We start from the raw sequence: 25,008 nt of genomic DNA, 5'->3' as shown, positions 1-25,008 counted from the left end.
GCCTGCCCGTCGCCCCCGCCGGCTCCGACGGCCTGCCCATCGCCCCCGCCGGCCCCGACGCCCAGCCCGTCGACAGCACCGCCCACATCGCCCCCCTCCCCGCCCCGCTTCCCGCCCCCGAACTCCTGCGGAGTCTCGGTGCCGACGCAGCCCGGTGGGGGCTCCTCTCCGTCGCCGCCCATGACGCGCCCCGGCTCGGCGACGAGCTCCTGCGGCAGAACGAGGGCAACTCCCTCTTCCGCGTCCGGTACGCCCACTCCCGTACCCGTGCCCTCCTCCGCAACGCCGAACGGCTCGGGTTCCGCAGCGCGGTCGACGAACACGTCGAGGACGGGCGGGCGCTCGCCACCGTTCTCGGTGACCATCCCCTCGTCCTGGCCTCCGCCGCCCGCCTGCGCGCCCCCGACCGGGTCGCCCGGCACCTCGAGGCCACCGCCGACGCGCTGCTCGACTTCCAGCACGCCGTGCTGCCGCTCGGCGACGAGAAACCCTCGGCCGCCCACCGTTCCCGGCTCGCGCTCGCCGAAGCCGCCGGGGCGGTGCTCGCCGGTGGCCTCTCCCTGCTCGGCATCAGCGCCCCCGACCAGATGTGAAAGATGCAGACATGAGCCGTTCCGCCCACCCCGCCGGGCCCCGTCACGCCGACGTCGTCCCCGAGGGCCACTACTCCGCCCCGCCCACCGACCTCAACCACCTCGACCCGAAGGTGTGGGCCAGGACCGTCGGCCGGGGCGACGACGGCGTCGTCACCGTCGGGGGGCTGCCGGTGACGCGGCTCGCCGAGGAGTTCGGTACGCCCGCGTACTTCCTGGACGAGTCGGACTTCCGCGCCCGCTGCCGCGCCTGGGCCGAGGCCTTCGGCCACGACGCGGACGTGTTCTACGCCGGCAAGGCCTTCCTCTCCCGGGCCGTCGTCCGCTGGCTCACGGAGGAGGGACTGAACCTGGACGTGTGCTCCGGGGGCGAGCTCACCACCGCCCTCGACGCCGGCATGCCCGCCGAGCGCATCGCCTTCCACGGGAACAACAAGTCCCCGGACGAGATCCGCCGCGCCGTCGAGGCCGGGGTCGGGCGCATCGTCCTCGACTCCTTCCAGGAGATCGTCCGCGTCGCCCACATCGCCCAGTCCCTCGGCAGGCGGCAGCGGGTCCAGATCCGCGTGACCGTCGGAGTCGAGGCCCACACGCACGAGTTCATCGCCACCGCCCACGAGGACCAGAAGTTCGGCATCGCCCTCGCCGGCGGCCAGGCCGCCGAGGCCGTGCGCCGCGCCCTCAGGCTGGACGGGCTCGAACTCATCGGGATCCACTCGCACATCGGTTCCCAGATCTTCGACATGGCCGGTTTCGAGGTGTCCGCCCGCCGTGTCGTCCAGCTGCTCGCCGAGGTGCGCGACGAGCACGGCGTCGAGCTGCCCGAGATCGACCTCGGCGGCGGCCTCGGCATCGCCTACACCTCCGACGACGACCCGCGCGAGCCCCACCACATCGCCAAGGCGCTCCACGAGATCGTCACCCGCGAGTGCGAGGCCGCGGGGCTGCGGACGCCCCGCATCTCCGTCGAGCCGGGGCGCGCCATCGTCGGACCCACCGCCTTCACCCTGTACGAGGTCGGTACCGTCAAGCCCCTCGAAGGGCTGCGGACGTACGTCAGCGTCGACGGCGGGATGTCGGACAACATCCGCACGGCGCTGTACGACGCCGAGTACAGCGTCGCCCTCGTGTCGCGGACGAGTGACGCCGAGCCCATGCTCTCCCGCGTCGTCGGCAAGCACTGCGAGAGCGGTGACATCGTGGTCAAGGACGCGTTCCTGCCCGCCGACCTGGCGCCGGGCGACCTGATCGCCGTACCCGCCACCGGCGCGTACTGCCGATCGATGGCCAGCAACTACAACCACGCGCTGCGCCCGCCCGTCGTCGCCGTCCGCGACGGCGAGGCCCGGGTGATCGTCCGGCGTGAGACGGAGGAAGATCTCCTGCGTCTCGATGTCGGCTGATGAAATAGATGTCTCAGGATCCGGACGGAGGGCAGAAACCTCCGTCCGGTGAGTGAGACTGGTCCCACCGTAGAGATACGAAGAAGTACGAGAAACGAGGTCGGATGATGCGTACGCGTCCGCTGAAGGTGGCGCTGCTGGGCTGTGGTGTGGTCGGCTCAGAGGTGGCGCGCATCATGACGACGCACGCCGACGACCTCGCCGCGCGCATCGGCGCCCCGGTCGAGCTCGCCGGCGTGGCGGTCCGCCGCCCCGACAAGGTCCGCGAGGGCATCGCCCCGGAACTGATCACCACCGACGCCACCGCCCTGGTCAAACGCGGTGACATCGACGTCGTCGTCGAGGTCATCGGCGGGGTCGAGCCGGCCCGCACCCTCATCACCACCGCCTTCGCGCACGGCGCCTCGGTCGTCTCGGCCAACAAGGCGCTCCTCGCCCAGGACGGCGCGAACCTCTACGCCTCGGCCGACCAGCACGGGCAGGACCTCTACTACGAGGCCGCGGTGGCGGGCGCCATCCCCCTGATCCGGCCGCTGCGCGAGTCCCTCGCCGGCGACAAGATCAACCGGGTCATGGGCATCGTCAACGGCACCACCAACTTCATCCTCGACCGGATGGACACCAACGGCGCCGGGTACTCCGAGGCGCTCGACGAGGCCACCGCCCTCGGTTACGCCGAAGCCGACCCGACCGCCGACGTCGAGGGCTTCGACGCCGCCGCCAAGGCCGCGATCCTGGCCGGCATCGCCTTCCACACGCGCGTGCGTCTCGACGACGTCTACCGCGAGGGCATGACCGAGGTCACCGCCGCCGACTTCGCCTCGGCCAAGCGGATGGGCTGCACCATTAAGCTGCTCGCCATCTGCGAGCGCTCCGCCGACGGCGAGTCCGTCACCGCGCGCGTGCACCCGGCGATGATCCCGCTCAGCCACCCGCTCGCCTCCGTCCGCGAGGCCTACAACGCGGTCTTCGTCGAGGCGGAGGCCGCCGGGCGGCTCATGTTCTACGGCCCCGGCGCCGGCGGCTCTCCGACCGCCTCCGCCGTGCTCGGCGACCTCGTCGCCGTCTGCCGCAACAAGCTCAACGAGGCCACGGGCCCCGGCGAGTCCGCGTACACCCAGCTGCCCGTGAGCCCCATGGGCGACGTGGTGACGCGGTACCACATCAGCCTCGACGTGGCCGACAAGCCGGGCGTGCTCGCCCAGGTCGCGACGGTCTTCGCCGAGCACGGCGTATCCATCGATACGGTGCGCCAGCAGGGCAAGGACGGCGAGGCGTCCCTCGTCGTCGTCACCCACCGCGCGCCCGACGCCGCCCTCTCCGGGACCGTCGAGGCGCTGCGCAAGCTCGACACCGTGCGCGGTGTCGCCAGCATCATGCGTGTTGAAGGGGAGTAAGGACCCATGACCAGCAAGGGCACCCACCAGTGGCGCGGCATCATCGAGGAGTACCGGGACCGCCTTCCGGTCACGGACCGGACGCCGGTCGTCACGCTCCGTGAGGGCGGCACGCCGCTCGTCCCCGCTCAGGTCCTCTCCGAGCGCACGGGCTGCGAGGTGCACCTCAAGGTCGAGGGCGCCAACCCCACCGGGTCCTTCAAGGACCGCGGCATGACCATGGCCATCACCCGGGCCAAGGAGGAGGGCGCGCAGGCCGTCATCTGCGCCTCCACCGGCAACACCTCCGCCTCGGCGGCGGCTTACGCCGTGCGCGCCGGCATGGTGTGCGCGGTCCTGGTGCCGCAGGGCAAGATCGCGCTCGGCAAGATGGGCCAGGCCCTCGTGCACGGCGCGAAGATCCTCCAGGTCGACGGCAACTTCGACGACTGCCTGACCCTGGCCCGCGGCCTGTCCGAGAACTACCCGGTGGCGCTGGTCAATTCGGTCAACCCGGTCCGTATCGAGGGCCAGAAGACCGCGGCCTTCGAGATCGTCGACATGCTCGGCGACGCCCCCGACATCCACGTCCTGCCCGTCGGCAACGCCGGCAACATCACGGCGTACTGGAAGGGGTACACCGAGTACGCCGCGGACGGGCTGTCCACGCACCGCCCGCGCATGTGGGGCTTCCAGGCCTCCGGCTCGGCGCCGCTGGTGCGCGGCGAGGTCGTGAAGGACCCGTCGACGATCGCCACCGCGATCCGCATCGGCAACCCGGCCTCCTGGGACTACGCGATCGCCGCCCGGGACGAGTCGGGCGGCTTCATCGACGAGGTGACGGACCGTGAGATCCTGCGCGCGTACCGCCTGTTGGCCGCGCAGGAGGGCGTCTTCGTCGAGCCCGCCTCCGCCGCCTCCGTCGCCGGTCTGCTGAAGGCCGCCGAGCAGGGCAAGGTGGACCCCGGCCAGCGGATCGTCTGCACCGTCACCGGCAACGGCCTCAAGGACCCCGACTGGGCGGTGGCCGGAGCGCCGCAGCCCGTCACGGTCCCGGTCGACGCGGCGGCCGCCGCCGAGCGCCTCGGCCTGGCGTAACTCCCCTGGTGGTGCGGCCCTCCGTGGGTACCCGGTGGGCCGCACCCGCTCAGGAACGTACATAGGCGCACAGGAAGGCTCGCGACACGCATCGTGCGCCTCCTGTGCGCCCTATGTCGCCACAGAACCTTCCTTCGATAGGCTGTACCGAACCCGCCCCGTTGCATATGCGCGGTGTCGTTGCCGTTGTCGCCCCCGAGGCAGAGACGGCCCCCGGGTCCTTGCGTACTTCTCTCGAACACCCCGCCACGATCCCCGCAGTAAGACCCCCGCAGTCGCAAGTCAAGGAGAGTCATCGAGCGATGGCCGGTCCCGCGTTCCGCGCCGCCGCCGTACGGGTGCGCGTTCCCGCCACCAGCGCCAACCTCGGCCCGGGCTTCGACGCCTTCGGGCTGTCGCTGGGCCTGTACGACGACGTCGTCGTCCGAGTCGCCGACTCCGGGCTGCACATCGACATCGCCGGCGAGGGTGCCGACACGCTCCCGCGCGACGAGAGCCACCTCCTCGTACGCTCCCTGCGCACCGCGTTCGACCTGCTCGGCGGTCAGCCGCGAGGCCTCGAGGTCGTCTGCGCCAACCGCATCCCGCACGGCCGCGGCCTCGGCTCCTCCTCCGCCGCCATCTGCGCCGGCATCGTCGCCGCCCGCGCCGTGACCATAGGCGGGGACGCCCGGCTCGACGAGGCCGCCCTGCTCGAGCTGGCCACCGAGATCGAGGGGCACCCCGACAACGTCGCCGCCTGTCTCCTCGGCGGCTTCACGCTCGCCTGGACCGAGTCCGGCGCCGCGCGGGCGATCCGGATGGATCCCGCCGATTCCATCGTTCCGGTGGTTTTCGTCCCCGGTAAGCCCGTGCTGACGGAGACCGCCCGAGGGCTGCTGCCGCGCACCGTCCCGCACGTCGACGCCGCGGCCAACGCCGGGCGCGCCGCGCTCCTCGTGGAGGCGCTGACCCGCCGCCCCGAGCTGCTGCTCGCGGCCACCGAGGACCGGCTGCACCAGGAGTACCGGGCTCCCGCGATGCCGGAGAGCCTCGCACTCGTGAACCGGCTGCGGGCGGACGGCGTCCCCGCGGTCATCTCCGGCGCGGGCCCCACGGTCCTCGCGCTGGCCGAACACGGGACGGCCGACAAGGTCGCCCGACTGGCGGGCGAGGGATGGGCCGCGAACCGGCTCGACCTCGATGTGTCCGGAGCGAGCGTGCTGCCGCTCGCTCCCTGAGGACCCGAGGGTCCGAGGGCCCGAGCGCGGGGAACGCGCCCGGACACGGGATTGCCGGTGATGGAGAGGGGGAATGTTTGTTGGAGCCGGTAGTGTTAACCTCAAGTCTGCACCCGACGTCTTTGTGGCGCGGTGCTGAGTGTCCCCCTCAGGGACCACCCATTCTTCCGGGAGCCTCCCCAACTGCCTGAGCAGCCTGCCTGAGCAGTTTCGAGCACGCTCCGGAACCGGCACGACACCCCTCGCTCTTCCTCGGTGAGGGCCGAGCAGGGGGCCTCGGGCCGGACCCACAGCACGTTTCTCTCTCCGCCGTACCCGGCGGGACCACCGCCCCGGCCCGGTCCACAAGCAGACCGTCGTCGGACAGCACAACCGGTCGCCGAGCCAGATGGCCGACGTCCGCTCCAGGGAAGGACCCTTCGTGAGCGACACCACCGATCTGATGGGCGTGACTGCCGACAACAGTGTCGACAACGCCGCGCCCGCCGCAGGTGCTGCCACTGGCACCACCGCACGGCGCCGCCGCTCCGGCACCGGCCTCGAGGGCATGGTCCTGGCCGAGCTGCAGCAGGTCGCGTCCGGCCTCGGCATCAGGGGCACCGCGCGGATGCGCAAGAGCCAGCTGATCGAGGTCATCAAGGAGGCGCAGGCCGGGGGCTCCGGCGGAGCCGGATCTTCCGCTCCCGCCAAGGCCGCCGAGACGGCCGAGGCCAAGCCCAAGCGCCGCGCCACCTCCAAGGCCCGTACCGGCGACACCGCCGCCGAGGCCGCGCCGAAGGCCGACAAGGCCGAGAAGGCCGTCGCCCAGCAGCAGATCGACATCCCCGGACAGCCGGCCAGCGATGACCAGCCGGTCGGCGAGCGCCGCCGCCGCCGCGCCACCGCCCCGGCCGGCAGCCCGGAGGGCGAGGCCAAGGGCGAGACCGCCCAGGCCGTGAAGACCGAGGCCAAGGTCGAGACGCGTACGGACACCCGTACGGAGCCCCGCCCCGACACCTCGTCCGAGGGCAGGGCTGAGGGTGCCGCCGACACCGCCGAGGGCCGTGGCCGCCGTGACCGCGGCGAGCGCGGTGACCGGGGCGACCGCCGTGACCGCGGCGACCGTCAGCGCGACCGTCGTGACCGGGGCAAGGGCGACGACCAGCAGGGCGGTGGCCAGGGCGGCCAGCGCCAGCAGCGTCAGAGCGGCCCGCCGCAGAACACCGGCCCGCAGGACGATTTCGACGACGAGGGCGGCCGTCGCGGCCGTCGTGGCCGCTACCGCGACCGTCGTGGCCGTCGCGGCCGTGACGAGTTCGCCGCCGGCGAGCCGCAGGTCTCCGACGACGACGTCCTGATCCCCGTCGCGGGCATCCTCGACATCCTCGACAACTACGCGTTCATCCGGACCTCGGGCTACCTCCCCGGTCCCAACGACGTGTACGTCTCCCTCGCCCAGGTCCGCAAGAACGGCCTGCGCAAGGGCGACCACGTCACCGGCGCCGTGCGTCAGCCGAAGGAGGGCGAGCGCCGCGAGAAGTTCAACGCGCTGGTCCGCCTCGACTCCTCGAACGGCATGGCCGCCGACTCCGGCCGCGGCCGCCCGGAGTTCAACAAGCTGACCCCGCTCTACCCGCAGGACCGCCTCCGTCTGGAGACCGACCCGGGTGTGCTGACCACGCGGATCATCGACCTCGTGTCGCCGATCGGCAAGGGCCAGCGAGGCCTGATCGTGGCCCCGCCGAAGACCGGCAAGACCATGATCATGCAGGCGATCGCCAACGCGATCACCACCAACAACCCCGAGTGCCACCTGATGGTCGTCCTGGTCGACGAGCGTCCGGAAGAGGTCACCGACATGCAGCGGTCGGTGAAGGGCGAGGTCATCTCCTCGACCTTCGACCGCCCCGCCGAGGACCACACCACGGTCGCCGAACTGGCCATCGAGCGCGCCAAGCGCCTGGTGGAGCTGGGTCACGACGTCGTCGTCCTGCTCGACTCGATCACCCGCCTGGGCCGCGCGTACAACCTCGCCGCCCCGGCCTCCGGCCGCATCCTGTCCGGTGGTGTCGACTCGACCGCGCTCTACCCGCCGAAGCGCTTCTTCGGTGCCGCGCGCAACATCGAGGACGGCGGTTCGCTGACCATCCTGGCCACCGCGCTGGTCGACACCGGCTCGCGCATGGACGAGGTGATCTTCGAGGAGTTCAAGGGCACCGGCAACATGGAGCTCAAGCTCGACCGGAAGCTCGCCGACAAGCGCATCTTCCCGGCGGTGGACGTCGACGCGTCCGGCACCCGCAAGGAGGAGATCCTGCTCGGCAGCGACGAGCTGGCGGTCACCTGGAAGCTGCGTCGCGTGCTGCACGCGCTCGACCAGCAGCAGGCGATCGAGCTGCTGCTCGACAAGATGAAGCAGACCAAGTCGAACGGCGAGTTCCTGCTCCAGATCCAGAAGACGACCCCGGGCGCCGGCAACGGCAACGACTAGTCGCCTCTGAGGTCCTCGTCCCGAGGTCCCGCGCGCCGAGCCGAGCCGAACCTGGCTCGGCCGCGAGACCTCGGTCACACGGCGGTGTCGCTGCCTACGGGCGGGCGATGCCGCCGTGACCTGCGTAAAGACCACTGTGCCCACCGTGCCTCGTACGGTGGGCACCGTGCGTCGCGGGGCCTCGCCCGGCTCGGCCTCACAGCGAGCCGTGCAACCCTTTCGGGTGCTTCGCCGTCACACAAGGTGAACCGAGGACCTGAGGTAGGCAGATGACCGAGCAGAACAGGGGCGGCCGAATACGCCCCCTCCGCCCAGGGGGCGTGGTGGGACCCCCCAGCGGCCGCCGCCGCAAGCAGCCTCCCCAGGGGCGCCGCGCGGTGACCGCCGCCGCCTGGAGCGCGGCCGCGCTCATCCTCGTCGGGGGCTCCGGGCTCGGCTACGTCTACGTCAAGCTCAACGGCAACCTCGAGGGCGTCGACATCAACGCCCAGCTGGGCGCCGACCGCCCGAAGAACCTCGACAACGGCTCGATGGACATCCTCGTCCTCGGCTCGGACTCGCGCTCCGGCGACAACGGCGCCTACGGCAAGGACGAGGGCGGCGCCCGCTCCGACACCGCGATGGTCGTCCACGTCTACGAAGGCCACAAGAAGGCCAGCGTGGTCTCCATACCGCGTGACACCCTCGTGGACCGCCCGGACTGCACCGACGCCGACGGAGCCGCCGTCTCCGGAGCGACTCGGGCAATGTTCAACACCGCGTACGAGGTCGGCGGCCCCGCCTGCGCCGTGAAGACGGTCGAGTCGATGTCCGGCATCCGCATGGACCACTACGTCGAGGTCGACTTCACCGGCTTCAAGAAGCTCATCGACAAGCTCGGCGGCGTGGAGATCACCACGTCCCGGCCCATCGAGGACACCAAGAGCCACCTCGACCTCGCACCGGGCACCCACACCCTCGACGGCGAGCAGTCCCTCGGCCTGGTCCGCACCCGCAAGAGCGTCGGCGACGGCAGCGACCTCGGCCGCATCCAGCTCCAGCAGGCCTTCATGAAGGCCTTCATCGACCAGGTGAAGGACGTCGGCGTCTTCAGCGACCCGAAGAAGCTCCTCGGCATCGCCGACACCGCCACCAAGGCGATCACCCCGGACTCCGAGCTCGACTCCGTCAACGAGCTGATGGGCTTCGCCAAGGGGCTCTCCGGGCTCGGCGCCGAGGACGTCCACATGATCACGATGCCGGTCGAGTACGACCCCGCCGACCCGAACCGCGTCATCCCGCTGGACGCCCAGGGCCGGCAGGTCTGGAAGGCCCTGCAGGCGGACCGGCCGATCCCCGCCTCGGCGACCGAGGACGCGGCCACGGGCAAGGCCGACGGCCTCGTGCGCTGAAGCCCGCCCCGCGCACGGTCGCGCGGGGCCGGAATAGTTTCACCACGGACCCGGTTTTGGGAGATACGGCCGGTCCTGGCAGACTGGTACGTCGGCCCCGGTTCACGCATGTGCATCCCGCACGAGCGACCCGGTGCCCTCCCGAAACTAGGAGACACCTTGAAGCGCGAGATCCACCCCGAGTACGTCGAGACCCAGGTCAGCTGCACCTGCGGCGCGTCGTTCACCACCCGTAGCACCCTCAACGAAGGCACCATCCGTGCCGAGGTCTGCTCCGAGTGCCACCCGTTCTACACGGGCAAGCAGAAGATCCTCGACACCGGCGGCCGCGTGGCCCGCTTCGAGGCCCGCTTCGGCAAGGCTGCGGCCAAGAAGTAGCACGTCACTGCGCCGGTCCTTGGTCGCTCCCGCAGGGGGGACCGGACCGGCGCTTTGCCGTCCCCGCAGTCCTTCACGCCTTCACGATTGAACCCAGGAGCACCCGATGTTCGAAGCGGTCGAGGAACTGGTCGGCGAACACGCCGATCTCGAGAAGCGGCTCGCCGACCCTTCGGTCCACTCCGACCAGGCGAACGCGCGCAAGCTCAACAAGCGTTACGCGGAGCTGACCCCGATCATCGGCACGTACAAGGCGTGGAAGAGCACGGCGGACGACATCGAGACGGCGAAGGAGTTCGCCGCCGACGACCCCGACTTCGCCGCCGAGGTCAAGGAGCTGGAGAAGCGGCGCGAGGAGCTGACCGACAAGCTGCGGCTGCTGCTCGTCCCGCGCGACCCCAGCGACGACAAGGACGTCATCCTCGAGATCAAGGCCGGCGCGGGCGGCGACGAGTCCGCCCTGTTCGCCGGCGACCTCCTGCGGATGTACCTGCGCTACGCCGAGCGCGTCGGCTGGAAGACCGAGATCATCGACTCCACCGAGTCCGAGCTGGGCGGCTACAAGGACGTCCAGGTCGCCGTGAAGACCAAGGGCGGCAACGGCGCCACCGAGCCCGGCCAGGGCGTCTGGGCGCGGCTGAAGTACGAGGGCGGGGTGCACCGCGTCCAGCGGGTGCCCGCCACCGAGTCCCAGGGCCGTATCCACACCTCCGCCGCCGGCGTCCTCGTGACCCCCGAGGCCGAGGAGATCGACGTCGAGATCCACGCCAACGACCTGCGCATCGACGTCTACCGCTCGTCCGGCCCCGGCGGCCAGTCCGTCAACACCACCGACTCCGCCGTGCGCATCACGCACCTGCCGACCGGCATCGTCGCCTCCTGCCAGAACGAGAAGAGCCAGCTCCAGAACAAGGAGCAGGCCATGCGTATCCTGCGCTCCCGGCTGCTCGCCGCCGCCCAGGAGAAGGCCGAGGCGGAGGCCGCGGACGCCCGCCGCAGCCAGGTGCGTACCGTCGACAGGTCCGAGAAGATCCGGACGTACAACTACCCGGAAAACCGGATCTCGGACCATCGCGTCGGGTTCAAGGCGTACAACTTGGACCAGGTGCTCGACGGTGACCTGGACGCGATGATCCAGGCCTGTGTCGACGCCGACTCCGCCGCGAAGCTCGCAGCGGCGTAGGACGTGTCAGCCCCACCCCCCGCACCACGGAGGACCAGCGTGAACCTGCTGCTTGCCGAGGTGGCCCAGGCCACCCAGCGGCTGGCCGACGCCGGCGTTCCCTCACCGCGTTTCGACGCGGAGGAGCTCGCCGCGTTCGTGCACGGCGTCAAGCGGGGGGAGCTGCACAACGTCAAGGACACCGACTTCGACGCCCGCTACTGGGAGACGATCGCCCGCCGCGAGGCGCGTGAGCCGCTCCAGCACATCACCGGGCGCGCGTTCTTCCGCTATCTGGAGCTCCAGGTGGGGCCCGGGGTCTTCGTGCCCCGCCCGGAGACCGAGTCCGTGGTGGGCTGGGCCATAGACGCCGTACGCGCGATGGACGTGGTCGAGCCGCTGATCGTCGACCTGTGCACCGGCTCGGGCGCCATCGCGCTCGCCATGGCCCAGGAGGTGCCGCGCTCGCGCGTGCACGCCGTCGAGCTCTCCGACGACGCGCTGGTGTGGACCCGCAGGAACGCCGAGGGCTCACGGGTCACCGTCCACCAGGGCGACGCGCTCAGCGCGCTCCCTGAGCTCGACGGCCAGGTCGACCTGGTCATCTCCAACCCGCCGTACATCCCGCTGACCGAGTGGGAGTACGTGGCGCCGGAGGCGCGCGACCACGACCCCGAGATGGCGCTCTTCTCCGGCGAGGACGGCCTCGACACCATCCGGGGGATCGAGCGCACCGCGCACCGGCTGCTGCGGCCCGGCGGCCTGGTGGTGATCGAGCACGCCGACACCCAGGGCGGCCAGGTCCCGTGGATCTTCAACGAGGAGGCCGGCTGGGCGGACGCCGCCGACCACCCCGACCTGAACAACCGGCCGCGCTTCGCGACCGCCCGCAAGGCGATGCCATGACGCCCTCGTACGGGACGAGGACGTCCGCCGCTCCCGGGCGCAGCGGCGCCCCGGCGGCGAACCGAGTGACCACGAAAGAGGAGGCAGGCGAGTAATGGCTCGGCGATACGACTGCAACGAGGCGACCGACCGAGTCACCGGGCTGCGCGAGGCCGCGTCCGCCGTCCGCCGCGGCGAGCTGGTCGTGCTGCCCACCGACACCGTCTACGGCATCGGTGCGGACGCCTTCAGCTCGGAGGCCGTCGCGGACCTGCTCGCGGCCAAGGGCCGCGGCCGGAACATGCCCACGCCTGTGCTCATCGGCTCCCCGAACACCCTGCACGGCCTCGTCACGGACTTCTCCGAGCAGGCGTGGGAGCTCGTCGACGCGTTCTGGCCGGGCGCGCTGACGCTGGTCGCGCGCCACCAGCCGTCGCTCCAGTGGGATCTGGGGGACACCCGTGGCACCGTCGCGATCCGCATGCCGCTGCACCCCGTCGCGATCGAGCTGCTGACCGAGGTCGGCCCGATGGCCGTGTCGTCGGCGAACCTGACGGGACACCCCTCTCCGGAGGACTGCGACGCGGCGCAGGAGATGCTGGGCGACTCGGTGTCGGTCTACCTCGACGGCGGGCCCACGCCCGGCATCGTGCCGTCGTCGATCGTCGACGTGACGGGCAAGGTCCCGGTGCTGCTGCGCCAGGGCGCGCTGTCGCCGGAGGAGCTCCGCAAGGTCGTACCCGACCTCGAGGTGGCCAATTGACCGCCCCTGAGGGGCGTGGCATAGCGGGGCACGAGAGCACTTCCTTCCGCATTCTCCACGTCAGCACCGGCAACGTCTGCCGCTCGCCGATCACCGAGCGGCTGACTCGCCATGCCCTGTGCGACCGCCTGGGCGACCCCCGGGGCGGCGGCCTGATCGTGGAGAGCGCGGGTACCTGGGGCCACGAGGGGGCCCCGATGGAGGCCAACGCGGAGCTGGTCCTCGCCGACTTCGGCGCGGACGCCACCGGCTTCGTGGGCCGCGAGCTCCTCGACGAGCACGTGATCCGCGCGGACCTGGTCCTGACGGCGACCCGGGACCACCGCGCGCAGGTCATCTCGATGGGCCACTCGGCGGGGCTGCGCACCTTCACGCTGAAGGAGTTCACCCGTCTGGTGCGGGCGATAGACCCGGCCACGCTGCCGGACCCGCTCAGCGAGGGCATGGTCGAGCGGGCGCGTGCGCTGGTGCGCGCGGCGGCGGCTCTCCGCGGGTGGCTGCTGGCGCCCAACGTGGAGGCGGACGAGGTCAACGACCCGTACGGCGCCCCGATCACGTTCTTCCGCTCGATCGGCGACGAGATCAACACCGCGCTGGATCCCGTGGTGACGGCGCTGACGGGCGTACCGGCGCGACGCTGACCCGACCGCCCCCGGACCGGGCGGGCGGGCGCGCGGGGGAGGCCTGGGGACCGCCCGCGGCGCCCGTGAGGCGACCGGGTGCGAGGGGCCTTGGGCCGGACGGCCCAGGCGGGGGTGAACACCGGGCGAACACGGCCCGACGCGCCTACATTGGAGCTGAAGCCCAGCCCCCGCGCCTGGAGCCACAGATGCCGGTCACCGCTCCCCCCGAAGAGGATCTCGACGTCCTGCGCCGGCAGGACCCGGAGATCGCCGACGTGCTGCTCGGGGAGGTGCGCCGGCAGGCCGACGGGCTGCAGCTCATCGCCGCCGAGAACTTCACCTCGCCGGCCGTCCTCGCCGCGCTCGGCTCCCCGCTCGCCAACAAGTACGCCGAGGGCTACCCCGGCGCCCGCCACCACGGCGGCTGCGAGTTCGCCGACGCCGCCGAGCGGATCGCCGTCGAGCGGGCCAAGGCCCTCTTCGGCGCCGAACACGCCAACGTCCAGGCGCACTCCGGTTCCTCGGCCGTGCTGGCCGCCTACGCCGCCCTGCTGCGCCCCGGTGACACCGTCCTCGCCATGGGCCTCGCCCACGGCGGGCACCTCACCCACGGCTCGCCCGCCAACTTCTCCGGCCGCTGGTTCGACTTCGTGCCGTACGGCGTCGACGCCGAGACGGGCCTCGTCGACTACGAGCAGGTGGCCGCCCTCGCCCGCCACCACAGCCCCAAGGCGATCGTCTGCGGCTCGATCTCGTACCCCCGCCACCTCGACTACGCCGTCTTCCGGGCCATCGCCGACGAGGTCGGCGCCTATCTCATCGCCGACACCGCCCACCCCATGGGCCTGATCGCCGGGGGAGCGGCCCCCAACCCGGTGCCGTACGCCGATGTCGTCTGCGCCACCACCCACAAGGTGCTGCGGGGCCCGCGCGGCGGCATGATCCTCTGCGGCGAGGAACTGGCCGGCCGCGTCGACCGGGCCGTGTTCCCCTTCACGCAGGGCGGCGCGCAGATGCACACCATCGCCGCGAAGGCCGTCGCCTTCGGCGAGGCGGCGGCGCCCCCCTTCGCCGCGTACGCCCACCGGGTGGTCGCGCACGCCCGCGTCCTCGCCGACGCGCTCGCCTCCGAGGGCTTCGCCGTCACCACCGGGGGCACCGACACCCACCTGATCACCGCCGACCCGGCACCCCTCGGCGTCGACGGCCCCACCGCCCGGACGCGGCTCGCCGCCGCCGGTGTGGTCCTCGACACCTGCGCCCTGCCGTACGGGGAGGGCCGCGGGATCCGCCTGGGCACCGCCGCCGTGACCACGCAGGGGATGGGCGGCGCGGAGATGACCCGGATCGCCGGGCTGTTCACCGCCGCGCTGCGCGACGACCCCGCGGAAACGGCCCGGGTACGCGCGGAGATCCGCGACCTCGCCGGGCGATTTCCCCCGTATGGACGGTGAGGGAGAGCGGACCGCAACCATCCCGCGGCCCCCGATGTCCTCAAGCACAGGGACAGCCCGGCTAGGGTGTGGGGCTGAGATGGCCAGCGATTCCTGTGGGGCAGCCCGTGCGTGATTACCTGCTGACGCTCTGTGTCACGGCCGCGGTGACCTATCTGCTCACCGGTCCGGTGCGGAAGTTCGCCATCGCGACCGGGGCGATGCCGGAGATCCGCGCCCGCGACGTACACCGAGAACCGACTCCGCGGCTCGGTGGCATCGCCATGTTCTTCGGGCTGTGCGCCGGACTGCTCGTCGCGGACCACCTGCAGAACCTGAACAGTGTCTTCGAGCTCTCCAACGAGCCGCGCGCACTGCTCTCGGGCGCCGCCCTGATCTGGCTGATCGGTGTCCTCGACGACAAGTTCGAGCTGGACGCGCTGATCAAGCTGGGCGCGCAGATGATCTCGGCGGGCGTGATGGTGATCCAGGGTCTGACGATCCTGTGGCTGCCCATCCCCGGTGTCGGGACCGTCGCCCTCACCCGGGGACAGGGAACGCTGCTGACGGTCGCCCTGGTAGTCCTGACCATCAACGCCGTGAACTTCGTGGACGGCCTGGACGGGCTCGCCGCCGGCATGGTCTGCATCGCCGCCGCCGCCTTCTTCCTGTACGCGTACCGGCTCTGGTACGGCTACACGATCGAGGCGGCAGCCCCCGCGACGCTCTTCGCCGCCATCCTCATGGGCATGTGCCTGGGCTTCCTGCCGCACAACATGCATCCGGCGCGGATCTTCATGGGCGATTCCGGTTCGATGCTGATCGGCCTGATCCTGGCGGCCTCGGCGATCTCGATCACGGGCCAGGTGGACCCGGACGCGCTGAAGATCTTCGAGGGTTCCACCCGGCAGGCCACCCACGCCGCCCTGCCGGTCTTCATCCCGCTCGTCCTGCCGCTGACGATCATCGCGATCCCGATGGCCGACCTGGTCCTGGCCATCGTCCGCCGCACCTGGAACGGGCAGTCGCCGTTCGCGGCCGACCGCGGGCACCTGCACCACCGGCTCCTCGAGATCGGGCACTCGCACAGCCGGGCCGTCCTGATCATGTACTTCTGGTCGGCGCTGATCGCCTTCGGGACGCTGGCGTACTCGGTGCACTCGACGTCGATGTGGATCGTCCTGACCGTCGTGCTGCTGAGCGCGATCGGACTGGTCCTGCTGCTGCTCCCGCGCTTCACCCCGCGCGCCCCGCGCTGGGCGGAGTCGTTCGTCCCGCCGCGCTACCGGCGCCGTGCGGTGCCGCGCATGGAAGCCGTCCCGCCGGTCTCCGTTCACGCGGCCGGGGAGACGGCCCCGTCGTCGCCGGAGGCTCCGTCCGAACGCGTGCCGGTCCCGGCGGGCGTCAACGGGGCCACCGCCATCGGCCACCGTTCGCGCTTCACCGACCGGCGTAAGGCCGGAACGCCGAGTTGACGAACGTCGCATCCGCGGCCAATACCAGACAAGTACCCTTCGCGCGCTGCACACACGCGCGCGTTAACTCTCATGTGTGACAGTCCGCACACCCCATGAGTAAAGACCTATTCAAATAGTTTGTGATACGGTTCACGAGACCCGGCGACAGTGCCGAAAGACCGTAGTGCGACGGTCTCTTGGCCCCGAGACACACCTCGGACCGGGCATACGCTCGTCCCTGACGACACCATCGCCCCCACCAGCAATGCGGAGACACCGCCATGCCGTCCAACGACGCACGCATCCTTCTGTCAGCTGCCATCCCCGCTGCTGCCACCGGCGCCATCGCCGCGGTCATCAGCGGTGTGGTCGCCGGCGGCAAGGGCGCGATCGGCGCCGTCATCGGCTGCGCGGTCGTGATCGCCTTCATGGGGATCGGGCTCGTCGTGCTCCAGCGGACGGCCAAGTCGTACCCCCACCTGTTCCAGGCGATGGGACTCCTGCTCTACACGACCCAGCTGCTGCTGCTCTTCGTGCTGATGCTGATGCTGAAGAACACGACGTTCTTCGACTTCAAGGCCTTCGCCTTCACCCTGCTCGCGTCGACCCTCGTGTGGATCGCCGCGCAGGCGCGTGCGTACATGAAGGCCAAGATCATGTACATCGACGACCCCAAGAAGCCGGGGTCGTCGCAGTGAGGGGTAGGGCCGGGATAAAGGCGCGTTCGGCTTCCTGCTATCGTCCGGTGCCAACTGCGGCACTGCGGGCGCGGGCATCCGAGCTGACGCCTGTCCCAGCGCGAGGCACGATGCCGAACCGCCGCCCCCTTATCCGTAAGACCACCAGTCCAGTGCCGACCCGCGGCTGCGTGCCGCGCCGACACAACGAGGTTGCCGTACCTATGCGCCACGCTGAAGGAGCCCGCGGTGAGTGCTGACCAGACGCTTGCCTTCGACCCGGATTGCCACATCTTCAGTGGATGCGGCTTCCCGGCGCCGGGCCTGCACACGTTCATGTACGAGCCCATCGCGACGGTGGGGGGCATCGACATCACCAAGCCGATGCTGCTCGCCCTCCTCGGCTCCATCGTGGTCGTCGGGTTCTTCTGGGCCGCCTTCAATAAGCCCAAGCTGATCCCCGGCAAGATGCAGATGGTCGGCGAGGCCGGTTACGACTTCGTCCGCCGCGGCATCGTCTACGAGATCATCGGCAAGAAGGACGGCGAGAAGTACGTCCCCTTCATGGTGTCGCTGTTCTTCTTCGTCTGGATCATGAACCTCTGGTCGATCATTCCGCTCGCCCAGTTCCCGGTCACCTCGCTGATCGCCTTCCCGGCCGGTCTCGCGCTGATCGTGTACGTCATGTGGATCTCGCTGACCTTCAAGAAGCACGGCTTCGTCGGCGGGTGGAAGAACATCGTCGGTTACGACAAGTCGCTCGGCGCGATCCTTCCCATGGTCGTCGTCCTCGAGTTCTTCTCGAACCTGATCATCCGGCCCTTCACGCACGCGGTCCGACTGTTCGCGAACATGTTCGCCGGTCACCTGCTGATCGTGATGTTCTCGCTGGCCACCTGGTACCTCATGAACGGCCTGGGCTTCGTCTACGCCGGCGCCTCGTTCGTGATGGTCCTCGTGATGACGGCCTTCGAGCTCTTCATCCAGGCCGTCCAGGCGTACGTCTTCGTCCTCCTGGCCTGCAGCTACGTCCAGGGCGCGCTCGCCGAGCACCACTGAGCCACTCCCGCCCGGGATACAGCTACACCCCCAATCCAACAGTCGTCCGGTGGCCAACCCCCACCGGGTCATTGAAAGAGAAGGAAGTAACGGCATGTCCGCTGCTCTCGACATGGTCAACCTCGCGGCCTCCGCCAAGGAGAACGTCGTCGGCAACGTCGCCTCGATCGGCTACGGCCTCGCCGCGATCGGCCCCGGCGTCGGCGTCGGCATCATCTTCGGTAACGGCACGCAGGCCCTCGCCCGCCAGCCCGAGGCCGCCGGTCTGATCCGCACCAACCAGATCATGGGCTTCGCCTTCTGTGAGGCGCTCGCCCTCATCGGCATCGTCATGGGCTTCGTCTACCAGTAAGCCGGACCGACAGCCCAGATCTTTTTACGGAAGGCACTGATGTGAACGCTCTGCTTCTTGCGCAGGCGGAGGAGCCCCAGCCTCCTCTGATCCCGCATCTCGACGAGCTCGTCATCGGCCTGATCGCCTTCGTCATCGTCTTCGGCTTCCTCGCCAAGAAGCTCCTCCCGAACATCAACAAGGTTCTGGAGCAGCGTCGCGAGGCCATCGAGGGTGGCATCGAGAAGGCCGAGTCGGCCCAGATCGAGGCCCAGAGCGTGCTGGAGCAGTACAAGGCTCAGCTCGCCGAGGCCCGCCATGAGGCCGCGCGTCTTCGCCAGGAGGCGACGGAGCAGGGCACCGCGATCATCCAGGAGATGAAGGCGGAAGGCCAGCGCCAGCGCGAGGAGATCATCGCGGCCGGTCACACGCAGATCGAGGCCGACCGCAAGGCCGCGGCGACCTCGCTGCGTCAGGACGTGGGCAAGCTCGCCACCGACCTGGCCGGCAAGCTGGTCGGCGAGTCCCTCGAGGACCACGCCCGCCAGAGCCGCACGATCGACCGCTTCCTCGACGAGCTCGAGGAGAAGGCCGAGGCCGTCCGATGAACGGAGCGAGCCGCGAGGCACTGGCCGCCGCACGCGAGTCCCTCGACGCGCTGACCGACAACACCTCGGTCGACGCGGCGAAGCTCTCGGGCGAGCTGGCCGCCGTCACCGCGCTGCTGGACCGCGAGGTGTCGCTGCGTCGGGTCCTGACCGACCCGGCGCAGGCGGGCGAGGCCAAGGCCGAGCTCGCCCGGCGACTGCTCGGCGGTCAGGTGGGCGGCGAGACCGTCGACCTGGTGTACGGCATGGTGCGCTCCCGCTGGTCGCGGTCGCGTGACCTGGTCGACTCGGTCGAGGAGCTGGCGAACATCGCCGACCTCACCGCGGCGCAGCAGGCCGGTGCGCTGGACGACGTGGAGGACGAGCTGTTCCGGTTCGGCCGGATCGTCACCTCCAGCACCGAGCTGCGCTCGGCGCTGACCGACAAGGCCGCCTCGGCGACCGCCAAGAGCGAGCTGCTGCGCAGCCTGCTCGGCGGCAAGGCCAACCCGGTCACCGAGCGCCTGGTCGTCCGTCTCGTGACCCAGCCCCGGGGACGTAGCCTGGAAGCGGGACTCGAGTCCCTCTCCAAGCTCGCCGCGGCGCGCCGGAACCGGATGGTCGCCGTCGTCACCTCGGCGGTGCCGATGACCGACCAGCAGAAGCAGCGCCTTGGTGCCGTACTGGCGAAGCTGTACGGCCGCCAGATGCACCTGAACCTCGACGTGGACCCCTCGGTCCTCGGCGGGATCACGGTGCAGGTGGGTGACGAGGTCATCAACGGGACCATCGCGGAGCGCCTCGACGAGGCGACCCGACGACTGGCCGGCTGACTCAGCCACCAACACGACAAGCATGACCAGCGGCCCGGTTGGGCCGTGCAGAGATTGCAGAAGATTCCTGGGGGTCGGCCCCCAGACCCCCAAAGAAACTTCGGGCCCAACAAGGAGAGCAGGGAACCCAGATGGCGGAGCTCACGATCCGGCCGGAGGAGATCCGGGACGCGCTGGAGAACTTTGTCCAGTCGTACCAGCCGGACGCGGCCTCGCGCGAGGAGGTCGGAACGGTCAGCCTGGCCGGCGACGGCATTGCCAAGGTCGAGGGTCTGCCCTCGGCCATGGCGAACGAGCTGCTGAAGTTCGAGGACGGCACCCTCGGTCTCGCCCTCAACCTCGAGGAGCGCGAGATCGGTGCGATCGTCCTCGGCGAGTTCAGCGGTATCGAGGAGGGACAGCCGGTGCAGCGCACCGGTGAGGTCCTCTCCGTCGGTGTCGGCGAGGGTTACCTCGGCCGCGTTGTCGACCCGCTCGGCAACCCGATCGACGGCCTCGGCGAGATCGCGACCGAGGGCCGCCGCGCCCTCGAGCTGCAGGCCCCGGGCGTTATGGCCCGTAAGTCGGTGCACGAGCCGATGGAGACCGGCTACAAGGCCGTCGACGCCATGACGCCGGTCGGCCGCGGTCAGCGTCAGCTGATCATCGGCGACCGCCAGACCGGCAAGACCGCGCTGTGCGTCGACACGATCATCAACCAGCGTGACAACTGGCGCTCGGGCGACGTGAACAAGCAGGTCCGCTGCATCTACGTCGCCGTCGGCCAGAAGGGCTCGACCATCGCGTCCGTTCGCGGCGCCCTGGAAGAGGCCGGTGCGCTCGAGTACACGACGATCGTCGCCGCCCCGGCGTCCGACCCGGCCGGCTTCAAGTACCTGGCGCCGTACACCGGCTCCGCCATCGGCCAGCACTGGATGTACCAGGGCAAGCACGTCCTGATCGTCTTCGACGACCTGTCGAAGCAGGCCGACGCCTACCGCGCCGTGTCGCTGCTGCTGCGCCGCCCGCCGGGCCGTGAGGCCTACCCGGGTGACGTCTTCTACCTGCACTCGCGTCTCCTCGAGCGCTGCGCGAAGCTCTCGGACGAGCTGGGTGCCGGTTCGATGACCGGTCTGCCGATCGTCGAGACCAAGGCGAACGACGTGTCGGCGTTCATCCCGACCAACGTCATCTCCATCACCGACGGCCAGTGCTTCCTGGAGTCCGACCTGTTCAACGCCGGCCAGCGTCCGGCTCTGAACGTCGGTATCTCGGTCTCGCGTGTCGGTGGCTCCGCCCAGCACAAGGCGATGAAGCAGATCTCCGGTCGCCTCCGTGTGGACCTGGCCCAGTTCCGTGAGCTGGAGGCGTTCGCCGCCTTCGGTTCCGACCTGGACGCCGCGTCGAAGGCGCAGCTGGAGCGTGGCCAGCGCATGGTCGAGCTGCTCAAGCAGGCTCAGTACCAGCCGATGCCCACCGAGAACCAGGTCGTCTCCGTCTGGGCCGGCACCACCGGCAAGATGGACGACGTCCCGGTCAACGACATCCGCCGCTTCGAGGCCGAGCTCCTGGCGTACCTCCGCCAGAACCACTCGGGTCTCATGACCTCCATCCGAGAGGGCGGCAAGATGTCGGACGACACCCTGCAGTCCGTCGGTGACGCCATCGCGGAGTTCAAGAAGCAGTTCGAGACCTCTGACGGCAAGCTGCTGGGCGACGACGCTTCCGCTGCCGTCAACGTCTCGAAGTGACGACGGAAGGGACCTGACTCATGGGAGCGCAGCTCCGGGTCTACAAGCGTCGCATCAAATCCGTCACCGCGACGAAGAAGATCACCAAGGCGATGGAGATGATCGCCGCCTCGCGTGTCGTCAAGGCGCAGCGCAAGGTGCAGGCCTCGACTCCGTACGCGACCGAGCTGACGCGCGCGGTCACGGCGGTGGCCACGGGTGCGAACGACAAGCACTCGCTGACCACCGAGGTGGAGAACCCGACCCGCGCCGCGGTCCTGCTCCTCTCGAGCGACCGTGGTCTGGCCGGTGCCTTCAACTCCAACGCCATCAAGGCGGCGGAGCAGCTCACGAGGAAGCTGGAGAGCGAGGGACGCGAGGTCGACATCTACGTCGTCGGCCGCCGTGGCATCGCGCACTACAACTTCCGTGAGCGCAAGCTGGCCGACTCGTGGACCGGTTTCACGGACCAGCCCGAGTACGCGGACGCCAAGAAGATCGCGGCCCCGCTGATCGAGGCGATCGAGAAGGACACCGCCGAGGGCGGCGTGGACGAGCTCCACATCGTCTACACCGAGTTCGTCTCGATGATGACGCAGACGGCGGTCGAGGCCCGGCTGCTGCCCCTCAGCCTCGACGAGGTGGCGAAGGAGGCGGGCGAGTCGGACACGCTCCGTCCCCTGTACGACTTCGAGCCGTCGGCGGAGGACGTCCTCGACGCCCTCCTGCCGCGCTACGTCGAGAGCCGGATCTACAACGCACTGCTCCAGTCGGCTGCCTCCAAGCACGCCGCCACGCGCCGTGCGATGAAGTCGGCGACCGACAACGCGGGAGACTTGATCAACAACCTCTCCCGACTTGCCAACGCGGCCCGACAGGCCGAAATCACCCAGGAAATCAGCGAGATCGTCGGTGGCTCCGCAGCCCTGGCCGACGCGACCGCGGGGAGTGACAAGTAATGACGACCACTGTTGAGACGGCCGCCGCCACGGGCCGCGTCGCCCGGGTCATCGGCCCGGTCGTCGACGTGGAGTTCCCCGTCGACGCGATGCCGGAGATCTACAACGCGCTGCACGTCGAGGTTCCGGACCCGGCCGTGGAGGGCGCGACCAAGACGCTGACCCTCGAGGTCGCCCAGCACCTCGGTGACGGCGTCGTCCGCACCATCTCCATGCAGCCCACCGACGGTCTGGTCCGCCAGGCCCCCGTGGTGGACACCGGCGACGGCATCACGGTGCCGGTCGGCGACGTCACCAAGGGCCGCGTGTTCAACACGCTCGGTCAGGTGCTGAACGACGAGGCCTCCACGGTGGCCGACGCCCCCCGCTGGGCGATCCACCGCAAGGCCCCGGCGTTCGACCAGCTCGAGTCGAAGACCGAGATGTTCGAGACCGGCCTGAAGGTCGTCGACCTTCTCACCCCGTACGTCAAGGGTGGAAAGATCGGTCTGTTCGGTGGCGCCGGTGTCGGCAAGACCGTTCTGATCCAGGAAATGATCGTCCGTGTGGCCAAGCTGCACGACGGTGTCTCCGTCTTCGCGGGCGTCGGCGAGCGCACCCGTGAGGGCAACGACCTCATGGTCGAGATGGAGGAGGCCGGCGTTCTCGACAAGACCGCGCTGGTCTTCGGCCAGATGGACGAGCCCCCGGGCACCCGTCTGCGCGTCGCCCTGGCCGGTCTGACCATGGCGGAGTACTTCCGCGATGTGCAGAAGCAGGACGTGCTGTTCTTCATCGACAACATCTTCCGCTTCACGCAGGCGGGCTCCGAGGTGTCGACCCTGCTCGGCCGTATGCCCTCCGCGGTGGGTTACCAGCCGAACCTGGCCGACGAGATGGGTCTCCTCCAGGAGCGCATCACCTCGACCCGTGGTCACTCGATCACCTCGATGCAGGCGATCTACGTCCCCGCGGACGACCTGACCGACCCGGCCCCGGCCACCACCTTCGCCCACCTCGACGCGACGACGGTTCTCTCCCGTCCGATCTCCGAGAAGGGCATCTACCCGGCCGTGGACCCGCTGGACTCCACGTCCCGGATCCTGGACCCGCGCTACATCACGCAGGAGCACTACGACGCCGCCACGCGCGTCAAGGGGATCCTGCAGAAGTACAAGGACCTCCAGGACATCATCGCGATCCTCGGTATCGACGAGCTGAGCGAGGAGGACAAGCTCGTTGTCCACCGCGCCCGGCGTGTCGAGCGCTTCCTGTCCCAGAACACCCACGCGGCGAAGCAGTTCACCGGTGTGGACGGTTCGGACGTTCCGCTCGACGAGTCGATCGCCGCGTTCAACGCGATCTGCGACGGTGAGTACGACCACTTCCCCGAGCAGGCGTTCTTCATGTGCGGTGGCCTCGAGGACCTCAAGGCCAACGCCAAGGAGCTCGGCGTCTCCTGAGCCCCGTGCTCTCCGAGGGGGGCGGGTGTGCCCGCCCCCCTCGTCACGCCCCCTAGAATTGACCCCAACACCCGGCACGACCGCCGGGTGGTGACCCGAGGAGCCACCCTTGGCTGCTGAGCTGCACGTCGAGCTGGTCGCCGCGGACCGGAGTGTCTGGTCCGGCGAGGCCACCTTGGTCATCGCGCGTACCACCTCCGGCGACATCGGCGTCATGCCCGGCCACCAGCCGCTGCTCGGTGTGCTGGAGTCGGGCCCGGTGACCATCCGTACGAGCGAGGGCAGCACTGTCGTCGCCGCCGTGCACGGTGGATTCATCTCGTTCGCCGACGACAAGCTGTCTCTGCTCGCGGAGATCGCCGAGCTGGCGGACGAGATCGACGCCCAGCGCGCCGAGCGCGCGCTGGAGCGCGCCAAGTCGGATTCGGACGCCGCCGCCGAGCGTCGCGCCGATGTCCGGCTGCGCGCGGTAGCGGTCCACTGACGGACCGCCGCCGAGAGTTGTGCCCTCAGCCGCGGCACGGCTGGAATCTTCCAGACCGTGTCGCGGCTGAGGCGATGCAGATACTGGTTGTATTCGGGAACGGGACGCAGCGAGGAGGTCGGTGAAGATGTTCCTCGCTCTGCTCCTGGGCGGCCTGGTCGTCGCACTGGTGGTGATCGGGCTCTTCGTCTTCGGTCTGCGGCGCAGGCTGATCCAGAAGGCCGGCGGCACCTTCGACTGTTCGCTGCGCTGGAACGTTCCCGAGGAACCGGACCCGTCCGGCAAGGGCTGGGTGTACGGCGTCGCCCGTTACAGCGGCGACCAGGTCGCCTGGTTCCGTGTCTTCTCTTACGCCCCCCGCCCGCGCAGGGTCCTGGAGCGCTCGGCCATCGAGGTCCTGGAGCGCCGGATGCCCGAGGGCGAGGAGGAGCTGGCGCTGCTCTCCGACGCGGTGATCCAGGGCTGTATGCACCGGGGGACCCGTCTGGAGCTGGCGATGAGCGAGGACGCGCTGACCGGCTTCCTCGCCTGGCTCGAGGCGGCCCCGCCCGGCCAGCGGGTGAATGTGGCCTGATCGGCCCCCGCTGGGTGGGGGTCCCCCCGGACGGAGTCTGGGGGAGGGTGAATGTGGCCTGATCGGCCCCCGCTGGGTGGGGGTCCCCCCGGACGGAGTCT

General features: G+C 70.1%; 24 protein-coding genes. All 24 read left to right on the top strand.

Annotated elements, in window-relative coordinates; all coding sequences use genetic code 11:
- Positions 1–593, top strand: a 593-nt coding sequence (locus tag AB0K65_RS16415) for a DALR anticodon-binding domain-containing protein (RefSeq protein ID WP_365716907.1), incomplete at its 5' end; no start/stop codon positions are given.
- An 11-nt stretch (positions 594–604) separates the two neighbouring features.
- Positions 605–1,996 (top strand): diaminopimelate decarboxylase, encoded by a 1,392-nt coding sequence (gene lysA, locus AB0K65_RS16410; RefSeq protein ID WP_365716905.1) that lies wholly within the window; start codon positions 605–607, stop codon positions 1,994–1,996.
- 104 nt (positions 1,997–2,100) lie between these two features.
- Positions 2,101–3,393, top strand: a complete 1,293-nt coding sequence (locus AB0K65_RS16405; protein WP_365716903.1) for a homoserine dehydrogenase — start codon at positions 2,101–2,103, stop codon at positions 3,391–3,393.
- A 6-nt stretch (positions 3,394–3,399) separates the two neighbouring features.
- Complete coding sequence (thrC, locus tag AB0K65_RS16400) at positions 3,400–4,470, top strand: threonine synthase (protein WP_365716901.1); 1,071 nt, start codon at positions 3,400–3,402, stop codon at positions 4,468–4,470.
- Positions 4,471–4,772: 302 nt separating this feature from the next.
- On the top strand, positions 4,773–5,690 hold the full coding sequence (gene thrB / locus AB0K65_RS16395; RefSeq protein WP_365716899.1) for a homoserine kinase: 918 nt from the start codon (positions 4,773–4,775) through the stop codon (positions 5,688–5,690).
- A 421-nt stretch (positions 5,691–6,111) separates the two neighbouring features.
- On the top strand, positions 6,112–8,160 hold the full coding sequence (rho, locus tag AB0K65_RS16390; protein WP_365716897.1) for a transcription termination factor Rho: 2,049 nt from the start codon (positions 6,112–6,114) through the stop codon (positions 8,158–8,160).
- A 269-nt stretch (positions 8,161–8,429) separates the two neighbouring features.
- Entirely contained in the window at positions 8,430–9,551 is a 1,122-nt protein-coding gene (locus tag AB0K65_RS16385; protein WP_365716895.1) for an LCP family protein, read from the top strand.
- A 159-nt stretch (positions 9,552–9,710) separates the two neighbouring features.
- Positions 9,711–9,929 (top strand): 50S ribosomal protein L31, encoded by a 219-nt coding sequence (gene rpmE / locus AB0K65_RS16380; RefSeq protein WP_365716893.1) that lies wholly within the window; start codon positions 9,711–9,713, stop codon positions 9,927–9,929.
- 106 nt (positions 9,930–10,035) lie between these two features.
- Complete coding sequence (prfA, locus tag AB0K65_RS16375) at positions 10,036–11,112, top strand: peptide chain release factor 1 (protein ID WP_365716891.1); 1,077 nt, start codon at positions 10,036–10,038, stop codon at positions 11,110–11,112.
- Positions 11,113–11,151: 39 nt separating this feature from the next.
- Complete coding sequence (gene prmC, locus AB0K65_RS16370) at positions 11,152–11,997, top strand: peptide chain release factor N(5)-glutamine methyltransferase (RefSeq protein WP_365716889.1); 846 nt, start codon at positions 11,152–11,154, stop codon at positions 11,995–11,997.
- Between the two features lie 94 nt (positions 11,998–12,091).
- Positions 12,092–12,739, top strand: coding sequence for an L-threonylcarbamoyladenylate synthase (locus AB0K65_RS16365; protein WP_365716887.1), 648 nt, complete (start codon positions 12,092–12,094; stop codon positions 12,737–12,739).
- Entirely contained in the window at positions 12,736–13,380 is a 645-nt protein-coding gene (locus AB0K65_RS16360) for a protein-tyrosine-phosphatase (RefSeq protein ID WP_365716885.1), read from the top strand. Before AB0K65_RS16365 ends, AB0K65_RS16360 begins: the two co-directional genes overlap by 4 nt.
- 188 nt (positions 13,381–13,568) lie before the next feature.
- Complete coding sequence (gene glyA / locus AB0K65_RS16355) at positions 13,569–14,816, top strand: serine hydroxymethyltransferase (RefSeq protein ID WP_365716883.1); 1,248 nt, start codon at positions 13,569–13,571, stop codon at positions 14,814–14,816.
- Between the two features lie 107 nt (positions 14,817–14,923).
- Positions 14,924–16,270 carry an MraY family glycosyltransferase gene (locus AB0K65_RS16350; RefSeq protein ID WP_365716881.1) on the top strand — a complete coding sequence of 449 codons (1,347 nt, stop codon included), beginning with the start codon at positions 14,924–14,926 and terminating at the stop codon, positions 16,268–16,270.
- A gap of 263 nt (positions 16,271–16,533) precedes the next feature.
- Entirely contained in the window at positions 16,534–16,950 is a 417-nt protein-coding gene (locus AB0K65_RS16345) for a hypothetical protein (protein WP_361434700.1), read from the top strand.
- Positions 16,951–17,178: 228 nt separating this feature from the next.
- Entirely contained in the window at positions 17,179–17,988 is an 810-nt protein-coding gene (gene atpB, locus AB0K65_RS16340; RefSeq protein ID WP_361599501.1) for a F0F1 ATP synthase subunit A, read from the top strand.
- A gap of 94 nt (positions 17,989–18,082) precedes the next feature.
- Entirely contained in the window at positions 18,083–18,340 is a 258-nt protein-coding gene (atpE, locus tag AB0K65_RS16335) for an ATP synthase F0 subunit C (protein ID WP_158990502.1), read from the top strand.
- Positions 18,341–18,381: 41 nt separating this feature from the next.
- The gene (locus AB0K65_RS16330; protein ID WP_365716879.1) at positions 18,382–18,927 is read left to right on the top strand and encodes a F0F1 ATP synthase subunit B; all 546 of its coding nucleotides are present in this window, start codon (positions 18,382–18,384) and stop codon (positions 18,925–18,927) included.
- Positions 18,924–19,739 (top strand): F0F1 ATP synthase subunit delta, encoded by an 816-nt coding sequence (locus AB0K65_RS16325; RefSeq protein ID WP_365716877.1) that lies wholly within the window; start codon positions 18,924–18,926, stop codon positions 19,737–19,739. Before AB0K65_RS16330 ends, AB0K65_RS16325 begins: the two co-directional genes overlap by 4 nt.
- 131 nt (positions 19,740–19,870) lie before the next feature.
- Positions 19,871–21,469 (top strand): F0F1 ATP synthase subunit alpha, encoded by a 1,599-nt coding sequence (gene atpA / locus AB0K65_RS16320; protein WP_365716875.1) that lies wholly within the window; start codon positions 19,871–19,873, stop codon positions 21,467–21,469.
- A gap of 20 nt (positions 21,470–21,489) precedes the next feature.
- Positions 21,490–22,407, top strand: coding sequence for a F0F1 ATP synthase subunit gamma (locus tag AB0K65_RS16315; protein ID WP_365716874.1), 918 nt, complete (start codon positions 21,490–21,492; stop codon positions 22,405–22,407).
- Complete coding sequence (gene atpD / locus AB0K65_RS16310; protein ID WP_365716873.1) at positions 22,407–23,849, top strand: F0F1 ATP synthase subunit beta; 1,443 nt, start codon at positions 22,407–22,409, stop codon at positions 23,847–23,849. Before AB0K65_RS16315 ends, atpD begins: the two co-directional genes overlap by 1 nt.
- A 109-nt stretch (positions 23,850–23,958) precedes the next feature.
- Entirely contained in the window at positions 23,959–24,333 is a 375-nt protein-coding gene (locus AB0K65_RS16305; RefSeq protein WP_365716872.1) for a F0F1 ATP synthase subunit epsilon, read from the top strand.
- Between the two features lie 127 nt (positions 24,334–24,460).
- Positions 24,461–24,907 (top strand): DUF2550 domain-containing protein, encoded by a 447-nt coding sequence (locus AB0K65_RS16300; protein WP_365716871.1) that lies wholly within the window; start codon positions 24,461–24,463, stop codon positions 24,905–24,907.
- Positions 24,908–25,008: the final 101 nt, after the last annotated feature.

Source organism: Streptomyces sp. NPDC053755, assembly GCF_040677675.1.
Taxonomy (GTDB): domain Bacteria; phylum Actinomycetota; class Actinomycetes; order Streptomycetales; family Streptomycetaceae; genus Streptomyces.
This window is presented reverse-complemented; position numbering and strand designations above follow the sequence as displayed.